11 protein-coding genes are annotated in these 12,154 nt (G+C 38.8%); 3 read left to right on the top strand and 8 right to left on the bottom strand.

Annotated elements, in window-relative coordinates; all coding sequences use genetic code 11:
• Window positions 1-102 precede the first annotated feature (102 nt).
• The 7 genes from FTU17_RS15635 to FTU17_RS15605 form a co-directional block, all read right to left on the bottom strand.
• Window positions 103-552, bottom strand: a complete 450-nt coding sequence (locus tag FTU17_RS15635) for a hypothetical protein (protein ID WP_180135976.1) — start codon at window positions 550-552, stop codon at window positions 103-105.
• 116 nt (window positions 553-668) lie between these two features.
• Window positions 669-1,688 carry a glycosyltransferase gene (locus FTU17_RS15630; protein ID WP_180009393.1) on the bottom strand — a complete coding sequence of 340 codons (1,020 nt, stop codon included), beginning with the start codon at window positions 1,686-1,688 and terminating at the stop codon, window positions 669-671.
• A 22-nt stretch (window positions 1,689-1,710) separates the two neighbouring features.
• A complete protein-coding gene (locus FTU17_RS15625) occupies window positions 1,711-2,664 on the bottom strand; it encodes a glycosyltransferase (protein ID WP_180009391.1) in 954 nt (317 codons plus the stop codon).
• Between the two features lie 204 nt (window positions 2,665-2,868).
• Window positions 2,869-3,747: a lysophospholipid acyltransferase family protein gene (locus FTU17_RS15620; protein WP_180009389.1), complete on the bottom strand. Its 879-nt coding sequence runs from the start codon at window positions 3,745-3,747 to the stop codon at window positions 2,869-2,871.
• Between the two features lie 185 nt (window positions 3,748-3,932).
• Window positions 3,933-4,154 carry a hypothetical protein gene (locus tag FTU17_RS15615; RefSeq protein WP_096901541.1) on the bottom strand — a complete coding sequence of 74 codons (222 nt, stop codon included), beginning with the start codon at window positions 4,152-4,154 and terminating at the stop codon, window positions 3,933-3,935.
• A gap of 113 nt (window positions 4,155-4,267) precedes the next feature.
• The gene (gene aspS / locus FTU17_RS15610; protein WP_180009387.1) at window positions 4,268-6,052 is read right to left on the bottom strand and encodes an aspartate--tRNA ligase; all 1,785 of its coding nucleotides are present in this window, start codon (window positions 6,050-6,052) and stop codon (window positions 4,268-4,270) included.
• 160 nt (window positions 6,053-6,212) lie between these two features.
• Window positions 6,213-6,992 carry a DUF4184 family protein gene (locus FTU17_RS15605; RefSeq protein WP_180009385.1) on the bottom strand — a complete coding sequence of 260 codons (780 nt, stop codon included), beginning with the start codon at window positions 6,990-6,992 and terminating at the stop codon, window positions 6,213-6,215.
• Window positions 6,993-7,139: 147 nt separating this feature from the next.
• On the opposite strand from FTU17_RS15605, the gene znuD reads away from it, so the two are divergent.
• Together znuD and FTU17_RS15595 are read left to right on the top strand one after the other, a co-directional pair.
• Window positions 7,140-9,224 (top strand): zinc piracy TonB-dependent receptor ZnuD, encoded by a 2,085-nt coding sequence (gene znuD, locus FTU17_RS15600; RefSeq protein WP_180009383.1) that lies wholly within the window; start codon window positions 7,140-7,142, stop codon window positions 9,222-9,224.
• A 109-nt stretch (window positions 9,225-9,333) separates the two neighbouring features.
• Window positions 9,334-10,800: a phospholipase D family protein gene (locus FTU17_RS15595; RefSeq protein WP_180009381.1), complete on the top strand. Its 1,467-nt coding sequence runs from the start codon at window positions 9,334-9,336 to the stop codon at window positions 10,798-10,800.
• 87 nt (window positions 10,801-10,887) lie between these two features.
• Here the strand turns inward: FTU17_RS15595 and FTU17_RS15590 are convergent, their stop codons facing one another.
• A complete protein-coding gene (locus tag FTU17_RS15590; RefSeq protein WP_180009379.1) occupies window positions 10,888-11,346 on the bottom strand; it encodes a hypothetical protein in 459 nt (152 codons plus the stop codon).
• A 183-nt stretch (window positions 11,347-11,529) separates the two neighbouring features.
• On the opposite strand from FTU17_RS15590, the gene FTU17_RS15585 reads away from it, so the two are divergent.
• Complete coding sequence (locus tag FTU17_RS15585) at window positions 11,530-11,994, top strand: RcnB family protein (RefSeq protein ID WP_373684076.1); 465 nt, start codon at window positions 11,530-11,532, stop codon at window positions 11,992-11,994.
• The last annotated feature ends 160 nt before the right edge of the window (window positions 11,995-12,154 follow it).

The following is a 12,154-nucleotide window of genomic DNA, read 5'->3' as shown; positions in this document are numbered from 1 at the left end:
TTGATGCCATTTTTCTTTATACTGTCACTGAGGCAGGTTGGACATTTGATTTCTAGAGTTATTCGCATTTCTCTATTTTATCAAAATTCAACCTGCTTTGTTTCAGCATACTTTTTGAAACACCACCAAATTTTCTAATTTTTTGATGTGTTTTTTAGAAAACCAACGATTAGAAATAGACTGTTCAAGTTGGAAAACAATACGATTTTTCGGAAGTGTTTTGAATGATTGTGGACATATTACAAAATATAAATTTTCTGAAAATTTTTTCTTATTATTGTTGATTTCAATTTGAGAAGATATTCCAATCTTTTCTAATGAATTTGATATTAGATTGGCAATAAAAATGGTATGTGGTGTTGCTAATATAGTTATTTTTTTGTTTTTTGAGACAGCCCATTTTTTAAAAATAGCTTCTTTTTTATTTGTGTTCCATAACGTTAGAGTTGAAGCAAAACCATTGTGGATGAAGTGGCGACGAAATAACTGCCACAATTTTCCAAAACTTCCTTCTTTGTTAAATATGTATTTTAAAGTTAGGATATTATCCATAGAATTAGATTATCATTTCAAGGACTTTAGGTTTAATTATAACATATAATTTTAATTATTTAATATAGAGTTTAGATAAATATTATTGATGGGGGGATTACCATGGTAAGTTTTAGCTATTTTAGGTATTCTAATGTTGCTTTATAAGGTGCTACTATAAGGAAGGATAAGATACATTGTAGGATTAATTGTAAAAAAAAGAATGGTTTTATATAGAATGGTAGAGTTTTTAATGCTATGAAGCTGGTGGGAATAATTCTGTCATAATAGCGACGTCGTATTGCTAAAGAAGCATTCTTGCGAAGGTCTTTTGATAAACTTTTCTGATTGATGCTGTAGGCTTTATTTGCATTAGGATGTGTTTTTCGATAATGACCTAAAAAGTGAGACAGGCTTTGTCGAAATAATATAATTTGACGTCTAACTTCAAAATGATCTTTTTTCTTTTTTGCTTGAGCGATGACACTTGTGTCATGGTAACGAAAATAATTTAAACATTCGTGAGAAAAGAATATTTCTCCTTGTGATGCAATTTTTGCCCAAATTTCCCAGTCACCAATAAAGCGTAAACTAGGGTTTGCTCCACCGACAGCAAGATAGGTTTGCTTTTTAAAAACTACGGCACTCGCATTTGGAATAGTATTGCCTGTGTTTAAAAACTTTTCAAAATATTCTAAGCCACACATCTCGAAATCATTTTCAAATAGAGTCGGGTTAAGATGATCAGTAGCATCTTTCCATGAACCTGTCACTATGCCATTTTCATTCATGCGATAAGATTGACTATAGGCTAAGACTAACTTTTTATTTTTATAAAATGGAGCAACCAGCTTCTCTAAAAAGTGTGGATCAGCAACATCATCTGATTCTGCAATCCAGATTAAATCTCCTTTTGCCAGTTCAATCCCTTTATTCCATTGAAAAAAAGTTGAGCCGGAGTTTTTTTCATTGATAATACAATGCGAAACTTTTGGGTGGTTGGAATATCTTTTTAATATTTCAGCACTGTTATCTGGAGAGAGATCATCAAGTAGAATAATTTCGAAGTCGGATAAAGTTTGATTAAGAATGCTTTTAATACGTTCTTCTAAATATTTTTCATGGTTATAACAAGGAATAATGACGCTAACAAACACGGAATGGGTAACCTATCTAGATCTATTGTGAAATTTTTGAATCAAGTAACAATTCAACCAGAGTTTTTAACCTATTTTTATAGGTGTGGTGATAATGGACTTTATCTTTTGCTAATCTAGCATTAATTATGGTTTCTTTAAGTTTACTTTTCAATTCTTGGGGATTTGAAAAGTAAATAATTTCCTCATCAATTTTAAATACTAATTCTAAATCCTCAACATATTCACTGACTAATATACATCCACATGCAGGTGCTTCGAAGCATCGCATATTCATACCTTGCCTAATATTTTTTTTGTTAATCAGATTCAAAATATATTTATGTTTTCGGTAAAGATTTGCTACTTGCGTTAAAGGAATATTGTATGGATGAATAATACTATCTGCTTTTTTGAGTTTATCCCAACCTTTACCATAAATTGTAAGAGGAAGAGGAATTTGTTCAATCAGTTCCTGTCTGTTAGGTGACCACGCACCAATAAATAATAAGCGTTCAGCTTTCGACTCTTTGCCTTCAAAAAAGATATTGGGATTATAGGCTAATGGCAAATACAGGCTATTTGTAATACCTATTTTTTTTGCATCCTCCATGAAGCTGGAATCTGTAAAGCAAAATAAATCGATAATCTCTTTAGATTTAGCTAATCTTTGATCAAAGAAGTCACCAATCCAATGCGTTTTTTTACATGGATATTTTGATAAAACCTTTATTAAAGAGGGTGAGAAGTAAAATAAATCGACAATTAAAATTAAGTCTGGTTGAAATGAATATAACTTTTTCTCTAGTAATTTCGCTGTGTATACGTCTTTGTTGGGAATAATTTTTTTTAAAAAACGTTCTAGTGTATTGTTATGATTGAGAGCAAAGCCTGAAATTACATAGTCAGCGCTTTGATCATTTGAGTCCAATATATTTTCATACCATTGGAGAATGCCATTTCGTTTGCCAATCACTAAAATCTTTAATTTTGCCATTATTATTTATCCAGATTCCTATTCAACACTATATAAACTATCCTATAAAATTACCAGTGCACCTAAAATACTCTTTAAGAAATAATAGACTAATGGGGTATTAGAGTATAAAGATATCATTCGCAAGTATAGAGTACATAAATAACCACTGAGCGACTAAAAAATCAGCATGATTCTATGGTTGTGTATGGCAATATAGCATCGCTATTTATCCAGTGCCTGAGATGTATAAAGATTTTTATTCCCTTCAACATTTCTAAACCGCTTATAAGACCAGACATATTGCTCGGATGCGATATTAATCATGTCTTCTAAATTTTGATTCAAGCTATCCACTGAAGTTTGTAAATCTTTCGATAAAATCTGATCGGATAGTGGTGAGCAATACACATTAAAACCTGATGTTTCATCACGAATACAACTGAGGCCTACTATATTGCATTGGGTCTTACTGGCCAGTTTTGACACCAGCGTAGTAGATAAGGTCTTTTGCCCAAAAAATTCTGAATAAATACCTCCCGATGCTTTAGGAAGATGATCCGGTAAAATGACCGTTAATCCTCCTTGCTTCAGATGTTTAAAGATGGCACGCACGCCATTTTCATCGGTGGGGACAAGCGTGGCATTCAATCGCTGGCGCGCTTCTAGCATAAAGCGATCGACCGCTTTATGCTTATTGGGCTTGTACATGATCATCGGGGCGGCATGTAAATTCAGCCATGCATTTAAAAATTCCCAACAGCCCAAATGTGCAACCACAACTATAACGCCTTTTTTATTGGCTAAGGCTTCTGTAAGATGCTGCTCTCCGTAAATATTTTTGATCTGATTTAAGCTGTATTCAGGCGGCATACCCCAACATTTGATTGATTCTATATAGGTCATACATTGACTTTTTAAGCTTTTCTTGAGGAGAGTCTGGTAGGCTGTTTCATCTAGTTTTGGATAAGCCAGCTTTAAATTGATGCTGGTAATTCGTTTGAGTGAGGAATTGAAGGAATACAGCAGAATTGCAATGCAGGATGCCAGAAGCTGTAAAAAAAACAACGGAAATCGGGAAATGACTTTGAGGAAAAAATACATAATGTTGTAACTCTTTGAAAACTACACTGGTTATAAGAAGAAAATTTTGCAAAGAGTTTTATTACAGCAAGGATGATGCTGCCCCTATGTCTAAATCACAGATAAGGAGTTAAACATTTTCAGAACAAAATAAAACGAGATAAAACCACTGAGGAAAGTCACCACTCAGTGGTTAAAGAAGGGAATTATTCGACTTTCTCTGCGTTGCCTTTTAAAACCATATAAATCAGCCCCACAAAAATCACAAATGCGCCGCCAATAGAACTTAAGCTAAAGTACAAAATACGGTCATTGGTGTCTAAGGCAAATAGGTTATTGGCCAGAATATAACGCATGAATAACCATTGAGCGACAGCAAATACAATTAGCATAATGCCACGATTACGAACTGCAGGACGCATAGCCATAGTAACGCTCAACTTAAAATTCAAAACGAAGCGCTATTATGCCACTAGCTAGATCATATCTCAATTCATAAAAACCCTGCAAATTTGCAGGGTTCTTCTCACATTCTCAAAACTTATTCTTGAGATTCTGCTTTTGGTTTTTCACGTAAACGAATACCTAAATCACGCAATTGAGTCGCCTCAACTGGTGCAGGTGCTTGAGTCAATGGACATTCAGCTGTCTTGGTTTTCGGGAAGGCAATCACATCACGAATAGACGAAGCACCCGTCATCAACATCACCAAACGGTCTAAACCAAATGCCAAACCACCGTGCGGAGGCGCACCGTATTTCAACGCATTCAACAAGAAACTGAATTTCTCTTCGGCTTCCTCTTCTTCAATACCTAAAGCTTCAAAAATCGCTTTTTGCATTTCTAAAGTATAAATACGCAGTGAGCCGCCACCAATTTCAGTACCGTTCAACACCATGTCGTACGCGACAGATAAAGCTTCACCTGGGTTGCTCTTCACATCTTCAACGCTTGATTTTGGTAAAGTGAATGGGTGATGCACAGAGGTCCATTTACCGTCATCAGTTTCTTCGAACATTGGGAAGTCAACAACCCAAAGTGGCGCCCACTCGCAAGTTGCAAGTTTCATGTCGTGACCGACTTTAATACGTAAAGCACCCATCGCATCATTTACGATTTTCGCTTTGTCCGCACCAAAGAATACGATGTCGCCATTTTCAGCACCAACGCGTTTCAATAGATCAAGTACGATAGGCTCGATAAATTTAACGATTGGAGATTGAAGACCTTCAATACCTTTTTCAAGCTCGTTGACTTTGATGTAAGCCAAACCTTTCGCGCCATAAATGCCAACAAATTTAGTATATTCGTCGATTTGGCTACGTGGAAGCGCGCCAGCACCTGGTACGCGAAGCGCAACAATACGGCCTTTAGGGTCTTTAGCAGGACCTGCGAATACTTTGAACTCAACGTCTTGCATCATGTCTGCAACATCAACAAGTTTCAAAGGAATACGTAAGTCAGGTTTATCAGATGCATAGTCACGCATTGCATCTGCATAAGTCATACGTGGGAACTTGTCGAATTCAACGTTTAGAAGTTCTTTGAACATCTTAACCGTTAAACGTTCCATCAAATCCATAATGTCATCGTCACTCATGAACGATGTTTCAACGTCGATTTGTGTGAATTCAGGCTGACGGTCAGCACGTAAGTCTTCATCACGGAAACATTTAGCAATTTGGTAGTAACGATCGATACCGCCAACCATTAACAACTGTTTGAATAGTTGTGGAGATTGTGGAAGCGCATAGAAGCTACCGTTAGAAACACGGCTTGGTACTAAATAGTCACGTGCACCTTCAGGAGTCGCACGCGTTAAAATTGGTGTTTCAACGTCCAAGAAACCATTTTCTTCGAAGTAGTTACGAATTAGGTTGGTTAATTTAGAACGGAAACGAAGACGATCTAACATTTCTGGACGACGGATATCCAAGAAACGATATTTCAAACGTACTTCTTCAGAAATATTTGTATTGTCGTCATTCAATGGGAATGGCGGAGTTTCTGAACCAGCAAGAACTTCGATTTCTTTACCAAGAACTTCGATTTGACCGCTAGTCATATTCGCGTTTTCAGTACCTTCGTAACGACGACGTACACGGCCTGTAATTTTTAATACGAATTCTGAACGTGATTTATCAGCAGTCGCGAAAGCTTCAGGAGTATCAGGGTCAATCACTACTTGAACAAGGCCATCACGGTCGCGCATGTCAAGGAAGATTACACCACCGTGGTCACGGCGACGGTGAACCCAACCGCATAATGTAACGGTTTGGTCGATTTGGGCTTCAGTAAGTGAGCCGCAGTAATGAGTTCGCATCATAGCGTTAGAAATCCAACTATATGGGTTAAGGTCAGCGAATGCGTAAACAGCGCACCGCTTTTATTCGAATAGGGGATTATGCCTCTTTTTGGCTGTTTTGTCACAAGGACTTATTGCTAAAACTGCCAAATTTACAGCAAATTTTCGGTCAATGATGGGCTTAAGCCGATGACGTTGAAAAAATATTGGTGCTCTTGTTTAAGATCAGAAATATCAGACTACCGAAGCTAAACGTGGCTAAAAATGCACGGAAAAAATAATTAATGGCTTTGCCGACATAGGCATACAAGTCATGCACAAATGCATCTGAATAAATACTGTCAGCAAAATAAAAATAACTTGCGATGCCCGCAGCTAAAGACAGGGCCGCTAAACCATATACATAGACTTTGATGGATGTGGGGACGTTTGCAGTACTTCGATAGTGAAGATGATGACGATAAATCATCCATGCCAAAACGGGGAGTGCCAAGCCAGATAATCCAATTTGCAACACGCGATGTAGGGGATATGAATGACCAAAAAATTGAATCGGCAGACTTAACAGATCCTTAAAAGCAAAGGTACGAAAGTCAACATGGGTCAAGCCATCCCAAACAATATGCGTCGATGTTCCAACGATGAGTGCGAGGATAAGGCTGAGTATAAATCCGCAAAATTTATTGAAATTCTGTAGATTCAGCGGCTTATTTAAACCAAAAAAAGCAAATAACATCGGGCGATAGAGCACATACCACAGCACACAAAACAGCAAACCTAGGATTAAGTTTGGAAAAATTAACCCCGACCATTGATGGGATCCATTGTAGTCAGCATTAGTAAATAAACGGAATAAATCCGGCACCATGCTACCAATTGCGAGTGCTGCAATAGGCAGGCGGTTTCCGCTTAACTTGGAAATAGGCGGTGCGAGTACAGCATGGGATATGGTAAAAGGCATTGAACTAAAATAAATATATGAATAAATACAATGTAGTATCGGTGAGTGTATATGATTTGGGCAGATTAGAATGTTTTTTATTGCAAAACGAATGAAATGTTATATTATAACATTATTCAAAAATATCCTGATTTGAGTCTCTTCAACATGTCTTTTCATAAGAATTTAATAACTGTTTCGATTTTTGCAGTGATTGCACCCAACCTTTATGCCGATGACCCAGAACAACAGGTACAAAAGCTCGAAGCCATTAATGTTCAGGTCCATCCCTTAAACCAAAGTGCGGCAGATTTTGCTGTTGCCGATAATGTCATTCAACATAAAGCCCTTGCACAAGGTGGCGTCACAATTGGTGATGCGTTAGCCGGACAGCCCGGTGTATATTCAAATCAGTTTGGTGCAGGTTCAAGTCGTCCTGTGCTGCGTGGTCAAGATGGGCCACGTGTCAAAGTGTTGGAGCATGCATCTGAAACAGTAGATGTTTCAACTTTATCCCCTGACCATGCAGTGACGGTAGATCCGATTTTGGCCAAACAAATTGAAGTGATCCGTGGACCATCAACACTGTTATATGCTGCAGGAACAGTCGGCGGTTTGGTCAACGTGACGGATCAAAAGATTCCTACCTCTATTCCTGATAAAGGTTATGAAGGGCAAGTTGGGGTTCGTTATAACTCAGGCAGTGATGAAAAATTGGCGAGTGCCGGTGTGACGGCTGCTTTAGGTGAGCAATTTGCCATCCGTGTAGAAGGCTCGAAACGTAAAGCCAATGACTATATTGCACCCAATTATTTTCATGATCATGATGGCGAATTAGAAAAAGAACGCCGAGTCGGTAATACTTTTGCAGAAGGGCAAAATGTCAGTGTAGGTGCGTCATGGATTCATGATCGTGGTTTTGCTGGACTGTCTTATAGCAACCGTCAAGACCAATATGGCTTGCCGGGTCATAGTCATGAATATGAAAGCTGCCATCCACATGATGACCATTTACATTGTGATGGTCATGACAACCATGGGCATACCGATGAACATGATCATTCAGCGCATGATGAACATGATCACGATCATGATGCCGCAGGCCCATGGGTCGACTTAAAGTCAGAACGCTATGATTTCCGTACCGAACTTGCGAATCCGTTTGCGGGCTTCCAAAAACTCCGTGCACATGCAAGTTATACCGATTATCAACATGATGAAATTGAAGGTGATACAGCGGCAACGACCTTTAAAAGTAAAGGTTATGATGGCCGTTTAGAGTTGGTGCATAACCCGATTGCGGATTGGGAAGGTGTGATTGGCGCACAATACAATCAGCAAAAGCTCAATATCAGTGGTGAAGAGTCATTGATGAACCCAAATAAAACCCAAAAATGGAGTGTGTTTGGTTTAGAGCATAAACAATTTGGTGATTTTCATGTCGAGCTGGGCGCCCGTGTCGATCAGCAGAAAATTCAGATCGATTCTGCACAAAAAGATTATGATGATTATGGCATTTCTTATTCAGGTGCTGTGAATTGGGCGTTTGCACCCAATTATAAATTATCCTTGGTGGGTTCTCATCAAGAGCGTTTGCCATTGGCGCAAGAGCTGTATGCAGATGGTAAGCATTTTGCGACCAATACCTATGAACGTGGGAATGAAAATCTAGATGTTGAAAAATCTAATAATCTCGAATTAGGTTTCCATTATGAAAAAGATCAGTTGGATTATCACGTTCATGTGTACCACAACTGGTATGACAACTACATTTATGCAGCAACCAAAGATAATTTTGAAAACTTCCGCTTAGTTGATTACACCCAAGACAAAGCCAAGTTCTATGGCGCGGAAGCTCAAGTGGGTTATGCAGTAAATGACATGTATAAACTCAGTGTCTTTGGTGATTATGTTCGCGGCAAAATTGATGGTGAAAATGCGCCACGTGTGCCTGCCGGGCGCTTAGGAACCAAGGTCGATGTTGACTTTGCCGATGGTTGGTCAGGTCTTGCAGAATATTCACATGTATTCAAACAAGACAAAATTACTGCATTTGAGCGTGAAACAGATGGCTACAACATGGTGAATTTGGGTGTGGCCTATAGTGGTCAATTGAAAGATCAAAATGATTATCGAGTCTATTTCAAAGCCAATAATTTATTGGATGAAGATGTTTACTCTCATACGTCATTCCTTGCCAATATTCCACAAGTCGGTCGTAATTTTACGGTTGGTCTTGAATTTGGTTTCTAATTGAATTTGCACAGACTTCTCTAAGTAAGTCTAGGTAAAGTCACAGAAATCCTCTTGAAAAATCAATGAATAGAACCTAGTCTGAGCGCATTAGACTAGGTTTTTTCTTATGCGCATCATTCAACGAATACATCACAAGCTCAATTGGTCACGTCGTCGCTATGTGGGTGTGGTCATTGGTTTATTAGTTTTAGGTTATTTGGCCTCGGCAACCTATCACACGCTAAAGCCACTCCCAGAAGGGTTGAACTACACGGGAAAACTTCGCCATGCTGAAGTGAACTTTTTAGTGGATGAAACCTATATCGATGCGCAAGGAAAGCAGCAACAGGAACATCGCATTTTTAAAGAAATGCTGAAAATGATTGAGGAAGCACAGTCGACCATTGTGTTGGATATGTTTCTCTTTAATCCTCAAGTTGGCGACTCTCAATTAAAACATGAACCATTAACACAGGAACTGACCGATGCACTGATTTTGAAGCGTCGTCTATCTCCTCAAGTGGAAATTTTTGTGATTACTGACCCGGTCAATTCGGTATATGGCGGCATTCAACCTGAACATTATCGTCAATTACGACAAGGGGGCATTGAGTTGATGGAAACCAATTTGGTACCGCTTCGTGCTTCCAATCCTGCATGGTCAGGCTTTTGGTATATCTGCTGTCAAGATATTGGCAATAACCCACAAAAAGGTTGGTTACCGAACCCATTGGGAACCGAGAAAGTGACGATTCGTAGTTATATGGATCTGTTTAACTTTAAAGCCAATCATCGTAAAACCTTGGTGGTCGATACCGTTGACGGTTGGAAAGGTTTGGTCACCTCTATGAATCCGCATGATGGTAGCTCACGACATTCCAATGTGGCCTTAACCGTCAAAGGCATGACCGCGATTGATCTGCTAAAGACCGAGCAAGCCGTAGGCATGATGTCTAAAGCTAATATTCCATTTGTAGTGATTAAAGATGTTGAAGCCGCGAAAACTCAGCCACAGGTTCAAGTGCTGACTGAAAAAGCCATTTATGATGCCACACTCGACTTAATTGATAGTGCGAAGAAAGCTGGAACTGAAATTGATATCGCGATGTTCTACTTGTCAGAACGTAAAATTATCAAAGCACTCATTGCTGCACATGAACGTGGCGTGAAAATTCGTGTATTACTCGATCCGAATAAGGATGCTTTTGGACGAACCAAAAATGGCATTCCAAATCGACCTGTAGCATCCGAATTACATGAGGCGGGTATTGATGTACGTTGGTGTAATACCCAAGGTGAGCAGTGCCATAGCAAGATGATTTTAAAACGAACTGCTTATCAAGCCGATATGATTTTAGGTTCGGCAAATTTCACCGCGCGTAACTTGAAAAACTATAATTTAGAAACGGATTTACGCGTGATTGGTCTGAAAAATGCGCAAGTTTTTAAAGATGCATCGCAGTACTTTAATACGGCTTGGTCAAATCTGGATGGTAAACAAATGAGTGTCGATTATAGTAAATATGCGGATGAATCGACCTTGAAATATGTGTTGTATCGCTTTATGGAATGGAGCGGAATATCTACTTTTTAGAATTGTCTTAATCTCCCAAATCCCTCTTTTAAAAAGAGGGACTTTCCTCCCTTTTTTAAAGGGAGGTTAGGAGGAATTTAATCAGTTTTAATTCTTCGGTACAGGATTCGGCGGAACGATTTGATCTAAATCTTTATCTGACATTTGATCCAATTCTTTAATATCGGTTTTGATTTTCCATTTATCGGCATCATCTACTGGTTGTGGCAAACGAGCTTCTAACCAGTCACAGATGATATCTGGTGGAAAATCGGCGTGGTTACATTGAATCACCCAAGACAAGAATTGTCTTGCTTCGCCATTCATATATGGTGGCGGAGAAACCGGTAAAAATTGAGTCGGTAAGCGTTCATTTTTAGAAATATAGTTCAATACATGGCCCAATTCTTGAACAGTTTGCCATGCTAAAGGGTGATCTACATTAATTTGAAATTTAAACCACCAAGCAGTTTTACCATCGGTTCCGTACGAGTCAATCAGTTGTTCTTGAATACTTGGAACTTTAGAAAAAAATTGATGAAGTCGGTCAAAACTTAATTCAGACACAGCATTTGATCCACTACGAAATAAAATCAATCTTAGCATAATCCAATGAAAAACAGGCTAGCCTGAAGGTGCGATCAGCTTGGTCGGAAAATTAACAAATTCTTGCACTTGATGGATTTTTATCCATTTTTTCTCCTACAATGGAATTTATACTGAGCGTATAAACCGTCGAGGAGAGCTTAAGTGAAAACCACATTATTCTATGCGATTGCAGGTGTGATGCTGATCAGTGCTTCAGCCAGTACTTTTGCGGAAAACAAGTGGGCAAATTACCAAGGTGTAGATACATCAAAACCACAACACCGTCCACCGTCGATGAATCGGCCTGGCTATCCGCAGCATGCGCCGAATTATCCTCAACATTATCCTCAGTATCCAAGTCGTCCGCCGGTTTATCCGCAATATCCAAATCGACCTTATCCGCAGTATCCACAAAGTGGCATTAGTATTCAATACAATGCGCCGACCACGATTACTCAAAATTCGCAGAGCTATAGTTGGGTCAATGGCGATCCTGCCAGCGCTAGTATTTCGAGTTCGACCTATACCTTTATTAGTGATTGGCAGCGTTTAGGTTTACCTGCACCCCCAAGTGGCATGTACTGGATCTTTGAAAATGGTCGCTATGTGCTGGTGCCTAATCGATAAGGTTTATAACCTCTCCCTTGCGTAGCAGTGCTACTTGTATCTTGATTGATATAGTGATTAGCTACCACTATACGCAAATTGTAGAGTTTGGAGTGCTGCTAAAATCTTAAATTTGAACCTGAGATAAAACCTACAATTTGCCCTTATCCCTCATACAACT

Source organism: Acinetobacter sp. YH12070 (assembly GCF_013419625.1).
Lineage (GTDB): Bacteria > Pseudomonadota > Gammaproteobacteria > Pseudomonadales > Moraxellaceae > Acinetobacter > Acinetobacter amyesii.
The sequence above is the reverse complement of the archived record's forward strand: the minus strand, read 5'-3'. Positions and strand labels throughout refer to the sequence as shown.